The organism is Erysipelatoclostridium sp. MSK.23.31 (assembly GCF_019125875.1).
In the GTDB taxonomy this organism is placed as follows: Bacteria; Bacillota_I; Bacilli_A; order Erysipelotrichales; family Coprobacillaceae; genus Thomasclavelia; species Thomasclavelia ramosa.
This window is the reverse complement of sequence record NZ_JAHOCB010000047.1, coordinates 1-23,678: the sequence shown is the minus strand read 5'-3', so window position 1 is coordinate 23,678 and position 23,678 is coordinate 1. Positions and strand designations below refer to the sequence as shown.

The window sequence follows — 23,678 nt, the reverse complement described above, 5'->3', positions numbered from 1 at the left end:
CCTCATTAAAGTCTCGACCTTCTTTAGCAATAATAGAGGGATTGGTAGTAACACCACAAATAACCCCCATATCATTTGCTTTTTTTATTTCTTCGACATTAGCAGTATCTAAAAAAAATCTCATTTTATTTTTCTCCTTATATATATTGTGATAACACTTCTTTTTCACATTCATTAATAACTTTTATAATATTATTCTGGTTATTACATGATTCCAGCTTTTCAATCAGCTTTGCATCATTGACCATTCGCATTAATTTAACAATTGCAGGAATATGTTCTTTTTTATCTTTACTCGCTAAACAAAAGATAACCCTAACTTGTTTATTATCGAACCATACGGGTTCATCAGTTACAATCAGACTCATTGAACTTATTTTAACCGATGATGTGTTCCCACTATGAAATAACGCAAATTTACTATCTGTTACAGCATAAAACCCTGATTCCTTAATGACACTCATCAAGCCTTCATAATATTCAGATTTAATACATCCATGTTGTATTAAAATATCAGTTGAAAGTTTGATTGCATCTTTCCAATTGCTAAATGATTTAACATAACGAATACAATTTTCACCTAATAAATCACTTATATTATAGTATTTCTTAGGAATCCTAACATCTTTATAGCCAAGTTCTTCTTTAATTATTTCAAGTACTTTTTCACGCTCAGGAGAATTTAAAAATCCCAATCTTTTTTCAATTGCAATATAATTCGTTAAAACATTCTTTTTTCTAATTCCCACCGCTTCTAATTTATTATGATCATGATTATCAAAAATTGCATTTACAACAATCAAAGTTTTTTTTACTGGGAGGATTAACTTTGACGTTGAAATAACAATATCTATTTGCTCCCATTTCTGATAATGCTCTAGATCATACGCTGGAATACTATCAATCACTTGAACCTGATATTCATTTCTTAGAGTATCTTTTAAAAGTGCTGTAGCGCCAAAACCTAAGCCACATATTAGTAAAATATTTTTATAGTCATTTGCTCTTAATCTTTGAATACTTGCAATAAAATGAATAGTAATATAAATTAATTCTTCTTGACTGATCTCTTGTAACGGTTGAATACTCAATACAATTGATTTTAAAACTTCAAATACATATTCATAACTTTGTGGAATCACTGTTTGACTTAACTCATAAACTCGAATATTATTTTTTATTCGTTCCAACATCGGTGCCACATGATTCAATAATCCTTTTATTAAAATCATATCCCGTAAAAAAAATACTCCTAACTCATCAGACATCATTGTCACAAGTTGAATTATAATATCTTCAGTCATTATTAAATCCAAATTGATATCAACCTCACCATATTTATTAGTATAACTAGAATAACTCATAATTAGTTTTTTTTGATTATCATCTAATTGTTTATTAATTATCATTTCCAGTTCTTGGAGTGAATAATCTTCTACATCAATTTTTTTAGGACAAGATGGCAATTGCTTCTCTTTTATAATATACCAGCAAGTAGTTAATATATTTGCTACATACCAATCAAACGAATCATCACTAAAAGTCCAACTCATCATTTTCATTTTATTAGTGATCCAGTCATAAATATGAAGAATATCAAAATTATAGATTCTATATAACAATTTCATTAATTCTAATTCAAATGTATTATATTCAGAAAGTTTATTACTAAATAAATAGATATATTTTTTTAACTCATTGACCCTTAAAGGATATCCCTTATGATCATCTTCAATTAAATGAAAATGACGATTATAGACTAGCGATAGACCATACTGATTAAATTCTTTAATAAGAGTATCCAAATCATTTTGAATTGAACGACGCGATACTTGAAATTTTTCACTTAACTTTTTAATATTTAGACTATGAACATCAAACATAATAATAAAACGTAATAATTGCATCCTCTCATCAGCTGAAAAAATAAATTCACTATCTTCTAATAAAATATTTAAATCTAAATCAATTGGGACAATTAATTGTCCTTTAGAACGCTTTTCAATTTCAGACAATCCTTTTAAACTCAAAGCATCGTTAATACAATCTATGTCGTAACGTACATTACGTTCTTTAAGATCTAAAGCATTGCCGATTTCTTTATAACTAGATTCTTTTTTTTGATTTAAAAATCTAATAATTTTAAACATTCTAGCACTAATCATCCCAATTTCCTCCGTTTATTTTTCTTCTTTTTCTGCTATATCTAAATTTGGCTTTGTAAAATGTAAGATTGCTGCGGATACTAATACTCCTACCAGCATCGCTAATACATACCATAATTTGCCATTGACTACTGGTAAAATAATCAAACCACCATGAGGAACTAATGCTTCGACTCCATTCATCATCCCTAGTGCCCCACCTACTGCACTACCAATAATAATTGCTGGTAAAACTCTTTTCATATCTTTTACCGCAAAAGGAATCGCTGCTTCAGTAATTCCAATCGTTCCCATGAATAATGCCGATATTCCTAAATTCTTATCATCTGCACTATATTTTTTACGATCAATAAAAGTAGATAAAGCTAATGCTAATGGCGGAATTGCACAAGCAATTCGATGAGCACCATTTGGAGCATAAACACCTTCTGCCATCAACGCAAGAGTAAATGCCGTTGCCGTCTTATTAATTGGTCCACCCATATCAACTGCTGTCATTGCACCAATGATTGCACCTAAGAGAACTGCATTTCCTCCTTGCATTCCACTTAAAAATTTAACAAGCCAGTCCATACAAGCTCCAATCGGAACAGAAATAACGTAAATATAGATAATTCCTAAAATAAATGTTGTAAAAATAGGAACAATTAAAATAGGCATGATTGTTTTAATCGTATTTGAAACTTTCCATGTTTTACACCAACGAACTAAATAACCAGTTGCTAACCCTAAAATCATTGCGCCTAAGAATCCTGTTTTAACCTCTGATTCACCAATTGGATTATTTGCTACATATCCTAAGATCATCCCTGGAGCTATCCCAGGTTTTCCAGCCAATGAATAAGCGATATACCCAGATAAAATTGGAATCATCATAGCAAAACCAGCTGCTCCTAAATCATTTAAATTTTTCATGAAAGGATTAGTTACTTCCATTCCAGTATCCGTTGCTGTCCCTGTTGCTAAAGCAACCGCTAATAGAATCCCACCAACCACAACTGAAGGAAGCATATACGAAACCCCAGTATTAAAGGCTTTTTGAATATCTTTCCATACTTTATTATTTTTCATAACTTCTTCTCCTATAAGTTTTCTGCTTGATCTATAACCCTAACGGCATCTTTAATTACATCCCCAGGTTCGACTTGAATTACTTTACCAGCATCTTGTTTTTCTTCAAAACGTTCTTCACCATCGATCCCCACTGCAATTGCCAAAATAACAGCATCCGCTTCATCAATTTCCTCTTGTTCTAATTCGTTTTCAATCCCCATACTTCCTTGAGTTTCTACTTTTACTTCGTAACCACGATTACGACATTCTTTTTCAATTGCTTCTTGAGCCATGTACGTATGCGCAATACCGGTTGGGCATGCTGTAACTGCAACAATTTTCATATTCATTTCCTCCTATAATTGTTCATTGATTGCATTTAATGCACGATATGCATCTTCAACATCTTCTACTTCAATCAATTGCTTTCTAAAATTATCATCTAAAAGTCTTCTACTTAATAAAGAAATAAATTTAAGATGAATATTATTTTGATTATCTTGGGGCACGCCTATAAGGAAAATTAATTGGACTGATTGTTTCTCATCATGATTCCAATGAAATGCATCCTTTATTTGAACAAATCCAATAAAAGCACGATTAACAGTATGACTAATTCCATGAGGAATTGCAATTTGGTAACCAATTGAAGTTGAAGCCATTTCTTCTCGTTTATAAACCGCTTCTTTAAAATCTTTTTTACTATTAATTAAATCTAGTTTAATAGCCTGATCTGATAATAATTCAATAACATCATCTTTAGTCGATAAAGCTTGCTTTAAGAAGACCATTTCCTTATGAATTGCTTTTTCCTGCATAATCATTCCCCTTATCCTTTTTTACAAGCAAGCATCTTTGATGTTAATCCTTCCATATTAAAACATCTAACATGTTTTTGCATTTCTTCTTTTAGTTTTTCAATAACAAATCTTTTTCCATCAATTTTAATGCTTGCTAAGTTTTCATATAATTTATTAATTTCTAATGCTACTTTAGGTTTAGAATAAGTATAATGACCGCATAATTCTGTAATTTGTAATGTTGTTTGCTCATCTAAATTATCTAAATCCGACATATCTACTTCATCAGTAAGCCATTTTTTCCATTTCATTGAATGAATTGATTCATACTTAATAACATTTTCTAAATTTGATGGCTCTTTAATCATATTAAATTTAGCAAACTGTTTTTCTACTTCAATTAACTCTAATAAAGCCATCGTTTCAATCGTTCCAAAAGCTGGAGCAACATTCATTGCTGTGATATTTAAAGGTAAATGTGCTAGTAATTTAGCTTCACTTAAATAATCACCATTATGTTCCTTTAATCCTACTCCATATTTAGTTGATATTGCACTTAATTCTAAAGAATTTTCATAACTGAAATTCCCAACATTTTTAGTTAAACGTGTTAACGTTCCAGTTTGACCAACGATAAAAATTGGCATTGGTAAATCATGTTCTTGAGTATAAGATTCAATTCTTTGGATAAAATTTTCATAGCGATCCATCGAAGTTAAACCACCACTTGTTTCTTCTGTCCCTACTTCATATGCAATTTCACGTTCAATTCCATATTCTTTTCTAACTTGCTCACAATACTCAATTAATTCTATAGTACGATTAAAGACAACATCTATATCCACTACTTTACAATATTCATCAGGATCCTTAGTTGGATCAATATGTAATAAATCAAAACCATTTAAAATATCTTCTTTATATGACTCTTTGGCAATTGCCATAGCTTCATCTTCCGGTAAATGATCTGCTCTTTCTTTATCTCTTTGCCATGGTCCACCATGATCACGGCATAAATAATAGACATTATCATAATTAATTTCTTGCGCAATCTCTTCGATTTTTTCTTTGAATAACTTTTGATCACTGTTGAATACATATCCACCACCAAATTTATATGCATCAACTTGATTACGACTTGCAATATACATTAATGGAAAATCTTTTTCTTTTGAAATTTCTAAAGATGCCCGTAAAAAATTTTCAGACATAGGTCCAATCCCAAGTAATGTATGTTTTTCTCCTTTTGAATTAATTACATAATTAACTGCTTCTCTAATTGTAACTTTTTTATTCATTTTTATCTTCTCCTCATCATTTAGCAATTAATCAAATGTCGACTTTTGATTTATGAGATAGGTATTTGTTTCTATCTACACATATATCATATTCAATTAGTCACAATGACATAAGATAAAACAAATGAAAGAAAAAGTTACAAAAATTGCACCCTATTGTTGATTAAGAAAAAATAGAATTTAAACTCAACTAGAGCATAAATTCTATTTTTTTAAATCAGCATCGCTGCTAATAATAAATAATTAATTTTTCTTCATATAAAACTACTATCTTTTAATCTTGATGACATAATAATAGCGTACCTAATAACATATATTCTTGGAGATAATCAATTAAAACAATTTCAGGAATATAATCTTTAGGAATATATTTAGCTACCTCTTTTTTCAATTCTTCAATATTAGTAATTAAAAAACAACATATAACAATAATTTGCGGATCTAAAAAACTGATTATTGATGTAACAGTTTTAGCCATTGCTTCAATGGCTCCTTCTGGTGTTTGATGTAATTCTAAAACATCTTTTGAATATGATAATGGCAAATATTGTATTTCTCCAGCTACATGATGGTGTCCAGCAATCAAACGATCATTTACAATATGTCCTGCCCCTGAGTTCGAACTAACCGGTTGAAAAACAAATGACAGTGATGAACAGTTTTCTTTAGAACTATAATAGCCTAAAGCAATTGTATTAGCATCATTACTAAAAACAAATTTTTGCGAATATTTCAAAGTAAAATCATGAGTAATTGAAATTTTCTCTAGCCCCTTTATACTCATTGAGATAATCTGATCACCACGTATAATTCCCGGAGTCGATAATCCAATAACTTTAATATCTACATATTTAGCCAGCATGCTATCGATTACATCATAATAATCTTGGATTGATAAAGTAGGTTTGATAATTTCATTATTTTCTAAAATACTATTATTTTCATCATATAAACGGTACACAATATGAACACGATTACTATTCCTAATTAAAGCAAGACACAATGTTTTAACACCACTAGGCTGCATATTTTTAGCTTTCAACGGTTTATGCATTCCTTTTGCCAAGGTTCGTTTATAATTACGCTCCTCTTCAATAATCGATAACATCTTTTTTACATCATATTTAGCAAATATAGCAGGCGGGATATTTAAAACGATTTTATTTTTTAAAATCTCACATACCTTTGCATACATATATGAGATTTGTGGTGCCAACATAATCATGTCATAATCTTCACTAGCCTTATAAAGATTATTATAGCTAACCGCAGACACTTGAACATCGATATTAAGTAACTTTGTTATTTGATTGATCCGATCAGCAAAATAACCTGTCGTTAACCCACCAGTACAACAAAGTAAAACTTTTAAAGCTGGTTTATTTGTTAATTGCTTGATCGTTTCTAACATTTCATCAAATAATTGAATCGCATGTTTGATATTTTTAATTTGGAAATGGAGATAAAATTCAACTTCTTTTTTTATTAAATTTTCAACCGAAAATTCAACTATATTCATATTATAAAAATTAACCTGGCTAGTACTATATTTATTCTTAATAGCAATCGTTTTATAATCATCCGATAGACTTATAGCTAAATTTTTATTACTTTGCATTAAGATCCACTGTTTAAATACCTCTATATAAATTTCACTCAAGAATTCATCCATTTTTTCACTCCTTTATCTTCTAATGATTTTAATAGTCCCTGATTATACATACCTTTATTATATTATAAAATTCATAGAAAAGAGACCAATTGCCGTTATTCTGATAATAATTTTTCAATTTAATATAAAAAAAGGATAAAAAGAAATAAATTTCTTTTTAATCTCCAATTTAATCTTTATAAAAATCATAATTAAACATTAATTTTGGCAACTATTAAAAGAAACAAAGCTACCGCCTTGTTTCTCTTTATTCCTACATAACCGTGATAATCGACTTTCCAGCCGTTACTTTACCATATTTTTCTAATTTTAATGTTTTTCCTTTAGTATCTAGAAAAACAATCATAATTGTATAGTCAATATTTTCATTTCTTAAATAATTAAGATCTAGTTTAATAATTTTTTCACCAGCTCCAACTTTTTGATTTTTCTTTTTTAATATTGTAAATCCTTTTCCTTTTAAATTAACGGTATCTAGTCCAATATGAACCAAGATTTCAACACCGTCATCTCGTGTAATTCCAAAAGCATGACCAGTAGGAAATAATGTCGTTAATACTCCTGCGCAAGGGGCACAGACCTCTGACGAGGTCGGAACAATAGCAACCCCTTCTCCCATTACTTTTTTTGAAAATACATTGTCATCAACATATTCAAGATTAAAACTAACTCCATTTACAACTGCATATACATTATTTGTATTTTTTTGATTATTTTTTAATGATTTAAATATCTTTATCATAGTATTAACTCCTAAATTTGCTAATGACTATTTTGTTGGAAGTTTTTATTTTTTACTGGAACATCTTCAAATCCTGAGAAATAACTCACCACACTAGATACAACAAATGCCGCAATAATTGCGATAATGACGCCAATAATCGTTTCCCCATAAATAGGAAGTGCCAAAATACTAGGATTACCATAAGCAAATGCCTTTACTCCAAAAAATCCAGCAATACAACCGCCAACTGCACCACCAGCCATAACACCATACATTGGCTTTTTTAGACGCAGATTGATTCCGTAGATAGCCGGCTCTGATACCCCGGCTAGAATAGCCCCGACACCACTACTAATCGCTTGTGAACGTAATTCTGGATTCTTAGTTTTTAGTGCTACCCCAAAACAAGCTCCTCCCTCAGCAACATTATGAACAAATTGTGTTGGCCTTAAAAAACCTTCATAACCTAATGATGCAATACTTTGCATCATTACAGGGCCAAAAACAGTATGCATTCCTGACATTATTACAAATGGCAATACACCACCGAGAGCTCCAAGCGCAAATGGACCAATCGTGCTTTGCATCCAAACTAAGAAATTAATAAAATATTCACCAGCAAAAAAACCAATTGGGCCTAATACAGTAAGGGTTAAAAGACTTGCAAGAACAAGTGTTAATCCACCAACAAAAATTCCTTTAAACATTCCCGGTAAATACTTATTCAAAAGCTTTTCAATATTTGCAACTGCTACAGTTGATAATATTGCTGGTAAAAAAGATGAAGCATAACTTGCTGAATAAGCTGTGAAGCCTAATATTTTTAAGGGCTCTTCAGCACTTAACATCCCAATAATATCTGGATGGATCAGTAGACAAGCTACTATCATCGAATAAATAGGTGTACTTCCTAATCTGATTGCTGCACCGTATGCTACAAAAACAGGCATAAAGTAGAAAGAAGTATTAACAATACCATTTATAACTAGATATGTTTGATTATCAACAATTTCCGGCCACACTAATGAGGTTAGTACCAAAAATACTTTTATTAATCCAGCTACAGTAAGCCCAGGAATCATTGGTGTAACACATGCAGATAAGAAATTGAAAATATTTTTTATTCCTCTTTTCCAAATTGGCGAATCATCTTTTTCTTTAATATCTTCATCCAAACTTTCATCAATAATTTCTGCTACTTCAAAATTATAATTTTTAACTACTTGAGTAAATGTCGCAGATAAATTTTTCCCCATAATTATTTGAAATTGACCGGCACCAAAGGTTGAGCCCAATACTCCATCAATTTCATTAATCTTATCTTGATTAACTAGATTTTTATTTTTTAATACAAATCGTAATCTTGTAACACAGTGGGTTACATATTTAACATTATCCTGTCCGCCAATCGCTATAATGATTTGATCGGCTATTTCTTTATAATCCATATTATTCTCCTCTATATTATTCTTGAAATATGTACTAATAAATAAAATCGTTCCGCCTCTGATAGTACATAATCAAATTCTTCATTTAAATATCTTTCGATTGAATCTAACGTAATACCTATTTTTTTATTAATATCTGACTTAGCACTTATTATTAATTTTTCAAAATTCTCATCATCACTTTCACCCTTTATCACCCGCTGCATAAAAAATTTAAGATGAATCACTAGCCTAGAGTAATACAGTGAATCTTCCGGTAGTTCAAGACCAAGATTAGCTTCAATTATATTTAAAATATCATCTATGCTCTTTAAAATACTCGTTGTTTTGCTTACATTATTATTAAACTCAGCATTAATTAAGTGAAATGCTATAGCACTTGCCTCTTTTTTATTTAAATTTATTTGATAATATCTATTAATCAAATCTAATGCTTTAAGGCCGACTTCATATTCTTCATGATAGAATCTTTTTATTTCTTCACTAACTAAACTATAACTACCATAACCCTTTAGATAATTTTTGGAAACAAAGTTAATATGGTCTGATAGCGATACTAATAATCCTTGATTAAAATTTCTATTTAAATCAGTTTTTGCCATATCTATAATTTCTTGGGTCAATTCAATACATTTAAATGGAATTTCATTCAGTAAGGCTTTAAATTGAATTTTCAATAAATTATTTTGTAACGTATAAAGCTTGTAATTTTCTTTCATTGTTATATAATCATTAACTTTATGATTAAATCCTACGCCATTACCAATAATAATTATTTCTGTTCCATTTTCTAATATTTCAATGGCATTATTATTTAAGATTTTATTAATTCTATAGTATTTATTTTTCATATCTAATCCTCTACATTTATTAAAATGTTAAATCAGACCCGTTTGTTTTAATTACCTTCTTATACCAATAAAATGAATCTTTTCTATAACGCTGTAATGATCCTTGTCCATAATCATTCATATCAACATATATAAAACCATAGCGTTTCTTCATTTGTCCACTAGCTAAAGATATTAGATCTGTACATCCCCACATAGTGTATCCAAAACATGGTACTTTATCAATGACAATAGCATCTCTCAATTGTTTTAAATGTTCAGCCACATATTTTATTCTGTAATAATCATGAATTTTTCCATTTTCTAAAATATCTACTGCTCCCATTCCATTTTCAATAACAAATAATGGTTTTTGATAACGATCATAAATTTCATTTAAACAATAGCGTATACCTAATGGATCTATTCCTGCACCCCATTGGGTCTTTTTTAAATACGGATTGGGTTCCCCACCCATATGATCAACTTTAGAACCAGCACTAACAATTGAAGAACGATAATAACTAAATGAAATAAAATCTAAAGTATGTTTTTTAATCAAGTTTCGATCTTCCTCACTTACTTTCAATTTGACATCTTTCTTATTAAAAATATCTTTTGTATAATTTGGATATGACCCGCGAGCCATTACATCAACGAAAAATAATGCTTCACGTCGCTTACAATAAGTGGCAAAAACATCTTCAGGATTACATGTAGCTGGATAAATTTCGCTTAATGCAAACATTGCGCCGAATTTTATGTCTCCCATAATTTTCTTTCCCTGACTAATTGCTTTAGCACTTGCTACAAACATATGATGAACTGCTTGATATCTCGTCTGACTATCTTGTCTATGGGTTCCCATTTGAGCGTACCCACCTAAATTATTTATTTCATTAAAAGTAATCCAATATCTTACTTTATCTTTAAATCGGTTAAATAGTGTTGTTGCATAATTTACATAGCATCCAATCGTTTCTCGCCCCGCCCAACCATCATATAATTCACATAAATGAAAGGGTACTTCATCATGACAAATTGTAATCATTGGTTCGATATTATATTTTAAAAGTTCATCAATTATCATTTCATAAAATTTCAAACCATCTTCATTTGCTTTTTCTTCATCACCATTTGGAAAAATTCGACTCCATGAAATAGAAAAACGATAAACTTTAAATCCCATTTCTGCAAACAAAGCAATATCTTCTTTCCAATGATGATAGAAATCAGTCGCTTGATGGCTCGGATAATATATATCATCATAAATATACGGTATAGCTCCATCGGGAATTGAGTCTCGATAATCAATACTCCCCCTCGTTCCGTTATTTAATTTTAAAGTAATTTGTCTTTCTTTATCTATGTCACCAGCAGTTTCAAAATCATGACTCGATAAGCCTCTTCCTTTTTCTTTATATCCACCTTCATATTGAAAACAGGCTGTAGCACCTCCCCATAAGAAATCTTTTGGAAACCTGATCATTTTCTTACCTCTCTTCCTCTCTAATTTGCCAATATAAAAAGGGCAATACCAAAAAGAAGCTAAATTCTTTTTTGGTATTGCCCCTTGTTTTTCCCGGGTAACAAGCCATATTTAATTGACACTTATATTTTATCATATAATTTATTTTTTGCAAGGGCTTTCAAAAAATAAAACTATTTACAATATTTTGCTTATTAAAAGTAAAAGCACAAACACATAGGTAAAGAGACTAAGTAAAACAGCTCCAATGTATCTAATTATCAAAATACCAGTGAGAGTAAATATGCCTTTTTTGAATTTGGAATTTCTATCCTCATAATCATTAGAATAAAGTCAATCAAATAAATATCTAAAGCTATTGATGAAAACAATGTTTTAAAAAGATTTGATTCTAAAATGATTTTCTCCATTTACAACATAGTCACTTATCACATAGATGCTACCAGCACCATAAAGATTGCTCCAATATTAAAAGTACTTAAATAAGTTACTGTCAAAGATGGCATTATCGCTTGAATAAACGGCAAAACAAACCTTCCAATGTTATATACAGAAGCATTTAACATAGAGACACCTTTCATTGTTTTGGAATCTCTTAATTTAACATGATAGCCAACAACCGCCATAATTATATTATTTAAAATTTCTAGAATAATAAAAAGCATGATATTTGATGTCAATCGAATCTCACGGTTCCCGCAAGCAATGTCCATGGACATGTAATGTTTGTTATAAGTAAAGCAAGAACATACGAATCACTTTCTTTAATATATCCTCTTAATTTTATAAAACATGCTAAAAAGATAATCAAAATAAATACCATTGCTTGTTGTATTACTGACGTCATAAATTTTTATCTTCTATTCTTTTGTAATTACTATGCTTATACTTGATGTATCGATTTTAATAATTCAATACCCGTTTTTGTTTTAAATATTTTTTCCATAAAATTTCTTATATCTTCAACGGAATAATTGCTGCTGTTTCAAGAGCTTTTAAGTCTTGCTGATTCAGTTTTACTAATTCACCAATGTTTTAGCATAAGCATGCACTTTTAAGAAATGTTTAATGTTATAGTTATTTCCATTAGCATATTTAATCATTTTATTTGCAATATTATAAATCATCACAATCCTTCTTAATCTAATAATTAATCCTAATAAAAGAATAATCTTCATATCTATTAAAATAAAGATTTTTTATATTCTCACTTATTTTCATTATTTAATAAAAAAAAGCGCAACTAAATTACGCTCTAAACTTTTATATTTTTGATAGCAGTACGATTGTCTCAACATGGCTAGTATGAGGGAACATGTCAACCGGATACATTACCTCACCACGATAGCCAATTTTTGCAAAATACTTGATGTCCCTTACCTGAGTACTTGGATCACAAGAAATATAAACAACTTGTTTAGGATTCAAGATTTTTACAGCATCCATAAATTCCTGCGTACTGCCACTGCGTGGGGGATCCATAATTACACAATCAACTTTTTGCTTCTGTTTAGCTAATTTAATCATAAAAGCAGAAGCATCATCATTAATAAATTTAATATTTTCAATCTTATTCATTTTAGCATTATTGATGGCATCTTTAACTGCATCTTTATTTAATTCCACACCAGTAACTTCCTTAGTTCTATTAGCTACAATCATTCCAATTGTCCCAATTCCACAATAAGCATCTATAATTCTTTCTTGACCTGTTAAATTCAATAAATCTAGAGCTTTAGAATACAGTAATTCACACTGTTGATGATTAATTTGATAAAATGATTTTGGCGAAATCTTAAACTTCAAACCACACAATTCATCAACTATAAATCCCTTACCATAAAGAATCTTTTCTTCATTACCTAAAACCACACTCGTTTTACGTTTATTTACATTTAATACAACCGTCTTAATACTTGGAAAATTTTTAATCAACTCATTACAAAAATTTTTGGATCCTTTAAATACATTATCATTGCAAACTAGTACTACCATTGTCTGATCAGTAACAAGAGCACGTCGAATTAATACATGACGCAATAATCCGCGATTACGATTTTCATCATAAATACTAACTCGATATCGTTTTAATAAGCTTTGAATCTTCTTAATAATCATATCACTGAGTTCTTCATGAAGAAGACAACGATCATAAGGAATAATCTTATGACTATCCTCTTCATAAAAGCCAAATTCATATCTATGATTAAAAGCAACAATTATTTTATTACGGTATTCATAAGGATGCCCCATTCCAATAGTATCCTTGACTTCATACATGTCTAATTTATTATCTTTTAACAGCTTCTTACAATAATCTGTTTTAATCTTTAATTGTCTCTGGTAATCAGTATTAATGTATTTACAGCTACCACATTTCTTCTCTATTAAACATTTCATTTTATCACCTAGCAACAGTATAACATAACTAAAGCAAAATACTAATCAATTCCTTCTCTCATTATTATTTCTTCATAAATAAAAACAAGGTATAGTTTGTTACCAAACTATACCTACTATTAATCTTCAGATATCTCTTCTTCAATGTGCCCCACTACTTGAAATGACTTATCAGTATACTGCATAATTTCAAATTTATTACCATCAGGATCATGCACCCACATTTGATAGGTATGTGATGGACCTTTAGAAATAGGTGTATCTATTGCAACTCCACATTCAACTAGTTCTCGATAAGTTTTTTCTATATCCTCAACCAATAACGCAAAGTGTGAATACCCCAGCCTCTGGTTCCACTCATCATGTGGCGCTTGTCCTTCATCCTTTGGAAATAGTTCAATAAACTGTCCAGGGGCAATTTCAATATAAACAATGATAATTCTGTTTGGATCAACTTCAGCTACTTCACTATATTTACCACGATTTAGTCCTTTATAAAGTCCCGCCCTTGTTACAATTTTAACTTTTAATCCTAACTTATTTTCATAAAAGTCTCTCATCACATCCATTTGATCAGTGAAAAAAGATACATGCATCAAGCTTTTAAATTCCATTTGTCTTCTCCTTTAATTATCATTTGTAAATACTATTTTTTCTTGATTTCTTGCCTCATTCATGACTTTAGCTACTATTAAACTTAATTCCAGCATCTTTTTAGCAAAATCATAATCATTATTATCAATGATTCTAATAAATTCAATAAATTCATAATATAAGCGATGTTCACAATCATCAACTCGATAAATTTCTTCAGTGCCATCGTTAAAAATAATTTGATATCCGGTCATCTGATTAACAGGTTTATCAATTTTAATAACCCCTTTATCACCTTGAATCGTTGAAATAATCGGTGCTTTGCAATCTTTAGCCCCTATACTTATCCCCTTAAACGAACCATAATCGTACATTAGAATACCACTTGTATCAATTTGATTCTCAATATTTGCCATATACCCAATACTTACTGGTTGACCAAATAAACTTATTATTGCATTAACATTATAAACATTGATATCCATCAAAGCTCCACCTGATTTATGATAATCAAATGCCGGTAAAATTGTTCCTTGTTTAAAAGCATCATATCGTGAAGAATATTGACTATAATTAAAATTCATGATTTTAATATTTCCAATTCTCTTTATATCTTCTTTCAATTTTTTAAAAGCAGGTAAATAATGGATATTAACTGCTTCTAAAATAATTAGATCGTTTTCTTGAGCAATTTCTTTTAATTCTTCCAATTCCTTAACATTTGAAGTAATAGGTTTTTCCATTATTACATGCTTACCTTTTAATAAAGCTTTTTTAGCAAAACTAAAATGTAAATGATTTGGCAAGGCAACATACACTGTATCGATTTCACTTCGCAACATTTCATCATAGTCATAATAACAATGATCTAGATGATATTGCTTAGCGAGAATAGTAGTCTCTTTCTTAGTTTGTTCAGTCCCTAAAATCGAAATTGATTCAATCTTTAACTTATTTATAGTTGTTAATAAGTCTTTAACAATCATCCCTGTTCCTAAAATACCTAATTTCATTTAATTTGCCTCCCTAATTATTTCTGTTAATTCCAATATCCTTTTTGTATCTTCCAAACTATGAAGTGCACTCTCAGTTTTATGAGCTCGTACATCATCAATAAAGCACTGAATCTCCATAGTCATATCATCTCCAATAATTGGATAATTGCGTTCAACCACAGTACCATCATTTTTTATGATTTTATAATCAATAATACGATTAAACATTGGAATCTCTATTTTTCCAAATTCACCTTCGATAATTGCTAAACGCTCTTTATTACGATCAATTGCCCCTTCCACAATCGCAGTACATTCATTATTAAAATTAATTTTTGCTTTAAAATACCATTCAACTCCACCAACAATATCAATCTGTGAATTAACATTCTTTATATCTGAATCCACCAAAGCTAATACAAAACCAAGCAAATAACTTCCTACGTCATTCAGTGCCCCACCTTGATCAACGTTAAATAAATATGAGGTAGTTTGGTGAGCAGTAGCATCAAAACAAAAATTAGCTTCAATTTGTTTGATTTTACCAATCAATGATAAATCCTGTTTTAAATGTTCTAAACCAATATTAAATTTAGTCTTTAATGCTTCTAAGCAATATCCTTTTTCCGTATATACTTTTGTTTTAATCTCCTCAATATCTGCAACTGTCAATACCATTGGTTTTTCTGATAATACCGCAATATGATTATCAAGTGCTTTTAAGATCCATTCCTTATGATATTTATGAGGTAAGGCAATGTATACAGCATCAAGTTCTCGATCCTGTAATAATTCGTCATAATCTTGATATATTTTAACTTCTGGGTGAGCCTTTACATATTCATCATCACTTGTTAAGGAATGAGATGCAATTGCATAAACCTTTCCTTCGTCAGTGTATTCAATACTTTTAACAAATTTTCTTGCAATATTCCCAAATCCAATAATTCCAAAATTCATTGATTTTGCCTCCTTTTCCTTGTTATAACATAACTATTTATTATTTAAATATATTTATAATATTCTGGAAACAAAGTACTAAGAAAATAAAAAAAATACTGTGATTTTTGTACTTTTAGTACAATCACAATACTTTTATATAACCGTCATAATATAATTGACCCATAACCAGCTAATTGGCATAACAATAACCATTGCAGGAATCATATCCGCAATTGGAAATTCTTTAACCTTGATCATTCTAAATCCTGTAGCAATCATTAAAAAGCCACCACAAGCTTTAAAATCATTGATCATTGCTGGTGTAGTCAATGGAAAAATAAACTTTGCTGATAAAAATAAAATAAAAAAGATTACAAACTGCGGAATGGCAATTACAGATACCACATACCCTAAATTACAAGCAAAAATCGCAGCAGTAAAAAAATCAAGAATTGATTTAGAAATCAAAACTCCATTATCACCCGTCATTCCTGAAGTTAAGGAGCCATAAATTCCTGTTCCACTAGCACAAAATAACACAATAATAGTAATTAAAGTAGATTGAAACTCTTCCGAACTTAAATCACTACCATTATTTTTAAATATTTTGGCAATTGGCTTTTGCATTAAAATTGCTCCCTTATTGATCCAATCACTAAAGTGCAGTGATAATCCCACAATAGTTCCAATAATTATTGAAAAGATTACTGCCGGCATATTTTCCATTAATCCAATTGCATTGATTCCCATAGCCATAGCACAAATCCCAAAAATCAAGGTTATTTCTGTCTTAAGTCTATGACTTAATTTATGACCTAATAATGCACCAAATATTCCCCCTAATACAATTGATAAACTATTAATAATGACTCCTGTTGGCATTATTTTTCCCCCTTTATAATTTGAAAATTATTTCTCTAAAAGATTCCATTCACTCTCTTTATAAAGAATATCATTTTTATTAGATAATTGCCAATTAAAATAGTTTCTTGTCTTATTAAGAAAAAAAAGGACATAATTCTATAGGCTACAATATTTGAACCATAAAATACATGATGTTATAATATAAAGACAAAAAGGAGATGAACTATATGACAAAAGTAGATATTATATCTGGTTTCCTTGGAGCTGGTAAAACTACATTCATAAAAAAATTAATTAGTGATGTATATCCAGGAGAACAAATTGTCTTAATTGAAAATGAATTTGGTGAAATTGGAATTGATGGAACTTTTATGAATAATGCTGGAATTGAAGTAACTGAAATTAATTCAGGGTGTATTTGTTGCAGTCTAGTTGGTGACTTTGAAGCTTCATTAAAAGAAGTATTAGAAACATATCATCCTGATCGAATTATCATCGAACCTTCTGGTGTTGGAAAATTGTCAGATGTAATTAAAGCTGTTAGTGATGTACATAGTCATGAATTAGAACTTGATAATTATATTGCTGTTATCGATGCTAAAAAATGTCGATTATACACAAAGAATTTTGGAGAGTTTTTTAATAATCAAATCGAGTACGCCTCACTTATTATTTTAAGCCGAACTCAAGATATAACAGAATTTCAGCTAGATGAGTGTTTAAAAATTATTAAAGAACATAATAATCAAGCTAATGTCATTACAACCCCATGGGATCAGCTTACCAAAGAAATACTAATTAATGCCTTTAGTAATAGTGATAATCTTCGTGATGAATTGTTGGAACAATTAGATATTTGTCCTATATGTGCCCATCATCATGATCATCACCACGATCATGAACATCATCATAATCACGAACATCATCATAATCACGAACATCATCATGATCATAATTGTGAGTGTGGTCATGAGCACCATCATGCTGATGAAGTTTTCACCAGTTGGGGTAAACAGACACCTAAAAAATATTCTAAATCTCAATTAGAAAAAATCTTAAAAGAACTAAGTGACAGTTCCGCCTATGGAAATATTTTAAGAGCTAAAGGATATGTCGATAGTATTGAAGGTGATTGGTGGTATTTTGATTTAGTCCCTGGAGAATATGAAATTCGTATAGGAAAACCTGACTTTACAGGTCGAATTTGTGTCATTGGCGAAAAATTAGATAAAATAAAATTAGATAGATTATTCGATGAGGTCGCTTAATGGAAACAAGAGTATATATTTTCGCAGGCTTTCTAGATAGTGGTAAAACCTCATTTATTAATGATACTTTAATGAATCCTGATTTTTATAGTGAAGAAGACACCTTATTAATTAGTTTTGAAGAAGGTGAAGTTGCCTATAATGATATTTATTTAAAAAAATCTAATACTTCATTGGTAACATTAGATTTTGAAAATTTTACCACCTATGATCTAAAACATTTAGAATTAGAATATCGTCCTACTCAAATCATGATTGAAGCTAATGGAATGATGGACCTGAATATTTTTGTAAAAGAAACGATTCCTGAAAACTGGAAAGTGGTCCAAGTATTAACAACTTTTGATACTACTACTTTTTCAATGTATTTAAATAATATGCGTTCTCTTGTATATAGTCAGGTTGTCTTTAGTGATCTTGTTATTTTTAATCGCTACGATCCAAATATTAAAAAATCCATGTTAAGAAATAATATTAAAGCGATTAACAGTAATGCTCAAATCATTTATGAATTAGCTAACGGCACTATAGATACAATGAATCCTGAAGAAGAATTACCATTTGATATTAATAAAGAACATTTAGATATACAAGATCATGATTTTGGAATCTTTTGTATGGACGCTATGGATCATCCTGATAAATATAATGGTAAAACAGTCAAAATTAAAGGTAAGTTTATCGGTCTAGATCGTGTCATTGAAGATGGTTTTGTCCTAGGGCGTCAAGCTATGGTATGCTGTGAAGAAGATACCTCATTGATTGGGCTTGTCTGTATTAGTAGGCTAGCAAATAAATTGATTCCTGAAGAATGGATCGTTGTTGAAGGAAAAATTACAGTTGATTATGATCCGGAATATCAAATGAATGTTCCTATATTAACAGTGGAGCACCTCGATGTAGTCCCTCCATTAAAAAACCAATATGTGACATTTGATTAAAAATAAAGATGCCTGCTTTATTATAAAAAAGCAGACATCTTTATTATTTTCCAAGTTTTTCAACTATTTGAACTACTAATTCTTGACCATTCATCTGACCATAAACGAATGGATCAATTACTTCGATCGGTTTTTCTGGCAATAATTCCTTAACTCGATACAAATCATGTTTTATTTGAGGAGCAATAAAAATATAATCAGCATATTTCCCCAATTCATTAATTTTTAAGATTGGATAAGCATATACTTCATAATTATACCCCTCTTGACTAATATACCTTTTCATACAATTAACTAAAATACTTGTTGAAACTCCCTGTGCACAAAAGATATATATCCGCTTCATTATTCAGCCTGCAAATTATTTTCTTCATCAAGACATTTCTTATCGTATACTTTGATGAATGGATACCAAATAAGGCCAGATACAATGAACATTACAACAAAGATAAGCACCGCACGCCAATCTAAAGTACACAAGTATTGGAAAAACGGCATCGGAATATTAGAACTAGCAGCAATTACAGCTTTACCCATAATGCCAAAATTCATACAGCACCAAATTATTCCCATATTGATTGTGTAAAAAGCAATCCATGGAATTCCTAAAATTGGATTAAACATAATTGGAGCTCCATATTGAATTGGTTCCGCAATATTAAAAATTGCTGGAACAATCGATATTTTCCCCATTGATCTTAATCGCTCACTTTTACATTTTAAGAATAATAGAGGAATTATGTAACAAAATACTCCAGACATTTGGAACATTGGTAAAGTGAATATTTTTGTAGCAGTTTCTCCGGCTGCATAAGCAGCAGCATTAGCACCTGTATTGGCAATCAATAACGGAAGAATTATTCCAGATACAACATTAAACCCATGTACTCCCAAGAATTGTAAAAATGCAATAATAAATGCCATCAACATACAGAACCATAATGATTCAGAACCTTGAATCGCCGGTGTTAATAAACTCATTATCCAAGATGGTAATAGCATCCCTGTAAAATTTTGACAAAGTAAAGATAATCCATAGAAACCAGCAACGATCAAGCACATCGGAATAATCGCATCAAATGAAGCAGCTACTGCTGGAGGAACACTATCAGGTAATTTAATTTGAATATTACGTCTCTTTAGTAATTGCATGATTTCCACGGTTACCAAAGCAACAAAAATTGCTAAAAAGATTCCTTGTGATCCTAGATAAGTTGCATCCATATTATTATCAACAATTGGTGCTGCCAAAACAATAAATGATAACAGCGATACAATCGGCGCTTGTAATAAATCAAGTTTATATGTTCGTGCATGGTAATAAGCGATAGCGCATACTGCAATGACTCCAAATAAACCGAAAACCATATTATACGGGAATAAAATTGCATCCTTTATCGTCTCACTATAACTAGGTATGAATGGAAATATATCTGGTAATGCTGAAATAAGCTGGAAAATACTCCCAAAAATCGTTAATGGCATTATTGCCATTAATCCAAAACTAATCGATTGCAAATGCCTTTGTGTTGCTAACTTATTGCCCACTTCAATAAGTTTATCTTGTAATTTTTTCATTTTATTTTCCTCCTATATATTTGCTGCAATAAAATACGCATCATTAGTTGCTCCAACTACTTGTCCTAACTTTTCACAATCACCAAACATCATCGTTTCATCAGCTATTCCATACAATTTAAAAGCTTCCTCACGATTTGGTTTCATTCCAACAGCAATTATGGCATTATCACATTTAATAATAGATTCGCCATTTTTATTTATTATTTTAACTCCGCTTTCACTAAATTCTAAGCATTGACTATTTATTAAAATGGTCAACTGTTTTTCAAATCGTTTTAACAAACGCCTTAATCCTGCTCGATATAAAATATGCCCTTGACTAGCTATTTGGTCAGTCATTTCTATTACTGTTACTAATTTTCCACGTTCTAATAACTCTACTGCTAACTCTATTCCAACTTGTCCTCCGCCGACAATACAAACATTATCTTTTAAAGAATCCAATTTAGGATAAACGTTTTCAAAATAATCAACATATTCTAATTGTTCCCCTGGGAAATGGAGGCGAATTGGTGAAGCTCCAATGGCAACAAGCACCACATCACCATTTAGTTGCTCTAATAAATTTTTAGTAGCGGTCGTTTTATACATAACTTGAATATCTCGCTTGTTAATTTGGTTTTCTAGATAATCTCGATATGCTTTTAATTCCTGTTTATGCATTTCATGTTGGGCCAAATTTAATTGTCCCCCCAATTTATCACGTTGTTCAATCAAAATAACTTGATGTCCCCGATCATGTGCAGTTATTGCAGCTTTACAACCAGCAGGACCACCACCAACGACAATCACTTTTTTAATAATCTCACTTTTTTCTAACTTTAATGGTACCCGATGTTCCCGACGATATCGAGGGTTTACAGAGCATTGTACATTTGTATGTTCTGTAGCACTATGATAGCATTGTAAACAGCGAATACATGGTACAATATCATCGCTTTGCCCCTGCATTGCCTTTCGTGGTAAAAATGGATCTGCGACTAGAGGTCTACCCATTGAAATAATATCAACTACACCTTCTTGTAATAATTGCTCAGCTTCTTTTGGCGTCATTATTGAACCAATTACACCGACTAGTTTATTAGGAAAGTTTTGTTTAACTAATTTTGCCCAATGAACATTAGTTAGATGCGGTTCAAAAATACTTTGACAATGTTTCCCATTAACACTATACCAAGCTTCCAATCCTAATTCAGGCTCTATTATTTGATCTTCTGGAAAATATCCTGGAATCATATCCATCCCAGCTGATACATTGATCAAATCAACATCATCTTCGATTCTTTTTAATAATTCCAACATTTCTTCAAATTGGTAAGACCCTTTTAAATAATCACTCGCTCCTAACAATATAACAATTGGAAAGTCTGTGCCAACAGCATTACGAATCGTTTTAACGTGCTCTATTGTAAAGCGCATACGATTTTCTAGCGAACCCCCATATTCATCTGTTCTTTTATTAAATACTGGAGATAAAAACTGGGTTGTTAATTCTTCATATCCAACGTACAAATAGATAAAATCAAAACCAAATCGTTTGATTGCCAATGCATCATTTCTTGCCTGTTTCATAATTTCCTGAATATCTTCAAGCGTTAATTCAACTGCACGAGCGCCACTTCTTGTTAAATATGGTGATGGTGCTAAAACCTGCTTACCATCATAATGAGCTCGAATATCATTAGCTGCATCTTGTTTTAGTCGTGGTACACACCAAGTTCCAACCTTAGCCCCATACTGACGGGCTACTGAAATAGATTCACGAATACCATCGCGATCATGTTTTGGAAATTCACCATTGTCATTAGCCGCAGATTCAATTGATACAAAAGTCATTGCTGCTCCACCTACAGACTTATCTATAATACTAACATTTCCATAGTGAGTCGTAGATAATAATTCATGGCTCTTGGGAATCCCCATCGTTGATGCAATAATTCTATTTTTCAACATCATTGTATTAACTCTTAATGGTTGAAATAAATGTGGATAATACTGATTCATTTTCTAACTCCTCCTTGCTCTCTTATTGTATGTCAAATAACTTTTGCTTCCAAACCAGCTTTTGCCACGATCATGGCAAAAGCTGAATCACAATTTTAAGATTTCTATCAAGAAGTTTGTTATAATATGATAAAGGAGTGATTATTTTGCTTGAACTTACCTCTAGACAATTTTTAATTATTCGTCTATTACAAAAAAATACCGTTCCACTAAGTGCTAATACGCTATCAAGATTACTAGATATTAGTCCTAGAACACTTAGAAACGATATTTTTCAAATTAATAAAAATATTGAGGATTTTCATATTTCTTCATCCAAAAATGGCTATCAATTAACTTTATTAAGCGAAAATGCCCATATGCTTATAAATGATATTAAAATATCCGAACAATCAAAGTCTACCAATATAATTTTACAATATCTGCTTAATCACCCATCATGTCACTTATTAGAGTTATCAGAAAATTGTTATATGAGTGAATCCAGTGTTGCTCGCTGTATTAAAACAATCAAACCGCTTTTAAACAAATATCATCTAACAGTTGAACGAAAAAGGCTCTATACTAAAACTGGAGGGGAAATATATCCTGCTCCAGTTTTCTTATATTT

Annotated in this window: 24 protein-coding genes; 3 read left to right on the top strand and 21 right to left on the bottom strand. The window is 30.6% G+C overall.

Annotated elements, in window-relative coordinates:
• The 18 genes from KSU54_RS15880 to KSU54_RS15795 form a co-directional block, all read right to left on the bottom strand.
• Window positions 1-124 (bottom strand): transaldolase family protein (locus KSU54_RS15880; protein ID WP_272491015.1); only part of this gene is annotated, 124 nt, incomplete at its 3' end.
• A 13-nt stretch (window positions 125-137) separates the two neighbouring features.
• Window positions 138-2,165: a BglG family transcription antiterminator gene (locus KSU54_RS15875; RefSeq protein WP_003538892.1), complete on the bottom strand. Its 2,028-nt coding sequence runs from the start codon at window positions 2,163-2,165 to the stop codon at window positions 138-140.
• Window positions 2,166-2,180: 15 nt separating this feature from the next.
• Window positions 2,181-3,236, bottom strand: a complete 1,056-nt coding sequence (locus KSU54_RS15870; protein ID WP_117792192.1) for a PTS fructose transporter subunit IIC — start codon at window positions 3,234-3,236, stop codon at window positions 2,181-2,183.
• An 11-nt stretch (window positions 3,237-3,247) separates the two neighbouring features.
• The gene (locus KSU54_RS15865; RefSeq protein WP_009299511.1) at window positions 3,248-3,562 is read right to left on the bottom strand and encodes a PTS fructose transporter subunit IIB; all 315 of its coding nucleotides are present in this window, start codon (window positions 3,560-3,562) and stop codon (window positions 3,248-3,250) included.
• A 12-nt stretch (window positions 3,563-3,574) separates the two neighbouring features.
• Window positions 3,575-4,036 (bottom strand): PTS sugar transporter subunit IIA, encoded by a 462-nt coding sequence (locus KSU54_RS15860; protein ID WP_226814587.1) that lies wholly within the window; start codon window positions 4,034-4,036, stop codon window positions 3,575-3,577.
• An 11-nt stretch (window positions 4,037-4,047) separates the two neighbouring features.
• Window positions 4,048-5,316 (bottom strand): class II D-tagatose-bisphosphate aldolase non-catalytic subunit, encoded by a 1,269-nt coding sequence (locus tag KSU54_RS15855; RefSeq protein ID WP_009008670.1) that lies wholly within the window; start codon window positions 5,314-5,316, stop codon window positions 4,048-4,050.
• Window positions 5,317-5,590: 274 nt separating this feature from the next.
• Window positions 5,591-6,988 carry an ROK family protein gene (locus KSU54_RS15850; RefSeq protein ID WP_003538902.1) on the bottom strand — a complete coding sequence of 466 codons (1,398 nt, stop codon included), beginning with the start codon at window positions 6,986-6,988 and terminating at the stop codon, window positions 5,591-5,593.
• 253 nt (window positions 6,989-7,241) lie between these two features.
• A complete protein-coding gene (locus KSU54_RS15845; protein ID WP_003538904.1) occupies window positions 7,242-7,730 on the bottom strand; it encodes a PTS sugar transporter subunit IIA in 489 nt (162 codons plus the stop codon).
• A gap of 20 nt (window positions 7,731-7,750) precedes the next feature.
• Window positions 7,751-9,160, bottom strand: a complete 1,410-nt coding sequence (locus tag KSU54_RS15840) for a PTS transporter subunit EIIC (protein WP_117792194.1) — start codon at window positions 9,158-9,160, stop codon at window positions 7,751-7,753.
• Window positions 9,161-9,171: 11 nt separating this feature from the next.
• Window positions 9,172-10,011, bottom strand: coding sequence for a PRD domain-containing protein (locus KSU54_RS15835; RefSeq protein ID WP_117582348.1), 840 nt, complete (start codon window positions 10,009-10,011; stop codon window positions 9,172-9,174).
• A gap of 19 nt (window positions 10,012-10,030) precedes the next feature.
• Window positions 10,031-11,479 carry a glycoside hydrolase family 1 protein gene (locus KSU54_RS15830; protein WP_009008668.1) on the bottom strand — a complete coding sequence of 483 codons (1,449 nt, stop codon included), beginning with the start codon at window positions 11,477-11,479 and terminating at the stop codon, window positions 10,031-10,033.
• A gap of 428 nt (window positions 11,480-11,907) precedes the next feature.
• Complete coding sequence (locus tag KSU54_RS15825; RefSeq protein ID WP_226814577.1) at window positions 11,908-12,159, bottom strand: hypothetical protein; 252 nt, start codon at window positions 12,157-12,159, stop codon at window positions 11,908-11,910.
• Entirely contained in the window at window positions 12,156-12,326 is a 171-nt protein-coding gene (locus KSU54_RS15820; RefSeq protein ID WP_003538917.1) for a hypothetical protein, read from the bottom strand. The genes KSU54_RS15825 and KSU54_RS15820 overlap by 4 nt, the downstream gene beginning before the upstream one ends.
• Window positions 12,327-12,742: 416 nt before the next feature.
• Window positions 12,743-13,879: a 23S rRNA (uracil(1939)-C(5))-methyltransferase RlmD gene (gene rlmD, locus KSU54_RS15815; protein ID WP_008792237.1), complete on the bottom strand. Its 1,137-nt coding sequence runs from the start codon at window positions 13,877-13,879 to the stop codon at window positions 12,743-12,745.
• Window positions 13,880-13,998: 119 nt separating this feature from the next.
• A complete protein-coding gene (locus KSU54_RS15810; RefSeq protein WP_008792238.1) occupies window positions 13,999-14,493 on the bottom strand; it encodes a VOC family protein in 495 nt (164 codons plus the stop codon).
• Window positions 14,494-14,505: 12 nt separating this feature from the next.
• Window positions 14,506-15,486: a Gfo/Idh/MocA family protein gene (locus tag KSU54_RS15805; protein WP_003538925.1), complete on the bottom strand. Its 981-nt coding sequence runs from the start codon at window positions 15,484-15,486 to the stop codon at window positions 14,506-14,508.
• A complete protein-coding gene (locus tag KSU54_RS15800) occupies window positions 15,487-16,428 on the bottom strand; it encodes a Gfo/Idh/MocA family protein (protein WP_117792328.1) in 942 nt (313 codons plus the stop codon).
• 135 nt (window positions 16,429-16,563) lie between these two features.
• A complete protein-coding gene (locus KSU54_RS15795) occupies window positions 16,564-17,292 on the bottom strand; it encodes a DUF554 domain-containing protein (RefSeq protein ID WP_008792240.1) in 729 nt (242 codons plus the stop codon).
• Window positions 17,293-17,501: 209 nt separating this feature from the next.
• Between KSU54_RS15795 and KSU54_RS15790 the strand changes: the two genes are divergently transcribed.
• Together KSU54_RS15790 and KSU54_RS15785 are read left to right on the top strand one after the other, a co-directional pair.
• Entirely contained in the window at window positions 17,502-18,542 is a 1,041-nt protein-coding gene (locus KSU54_RS15790) for a CobW family GTP-binding protein (RefSeq protein ID WP_117792331.1), read from the top strand.
• Entirely contained in the window at window positions 18,542-19,483 is a 942-nt protein-coding gene (locus tag KSU54_RS15785) for a TIGR03943 family putative permease subunit (RefSeq protein WP_117792333.1), read from the top strand. The genes KSU54_RS15790 and KSU54_RS15785 overlap by 1 nt, the downstream gene beginning before the upstream one ends.
• Window positions 19,484-19,526: 43 nt before the next feature.
• Here KSU54_RS15785 and KSU54_RS15780 read toward each other — a convergent pair whose 3' ends face one another.
• The 3 genes from KSU54_RS15780 to KSU54_RS15770 are packed head-to-tail and all read right to left on the bottom strand — an operon-like array spanning window position 19,527 to window position 23,068.
• Window positions 19,527-19,829 carry a hypothetical protein gene (locus KSU54_RS15780; RefSeq protein WP_003538933.1) on the bottom strand — a complete coding sequence of 101 codons (303 nt, stop codon included), beginning with the start codon at window positions 19,827-19,829 and terminating at the stop codon, window positions 19,527-19,529.
• Window positions 19,829-21,061: a PTS sugar transporter subunit IIC gene (locus tag KSU54_RS15775; protein ID WP_003538934.1), complete on the bottom strand. Its 1,233-nt coding sequence runs from the start codon at window positions 21,059-21,061 to the stop codon at window positions 19,829-19,831. Before KSU54_RS15775 ends, KSU54_RS15780 begins: the two co-directional genes overlap by 1 nt.
• Before the next feature lie 12 nt (window positions 21,062-21,073).
• Window positions 21,074-23,068, bottom strand: a complete 1,995-nt coding sequence (locus KSU54_RS15770) for an oxidoreductase (RefSeq protein WP_117792335.1) — start codon at window positions 23,066-23,068, stop codon at window positions 21,074-21,076.
• 137 nt (window positions 23,069-23,205) lie between these two features.
• On the opposite strand from KSU54_RS15770, the gene KSU54_RS15765 reads away from it, so the two are divergent.
• On the top strand, window positions 23,206-23,678 hold a 473-nt coding region (locus KSU54_RS15765), incomplete at its 3' end, for a helix-turn-helix domain-containing protein (RefSeq protein WP_226814576.1).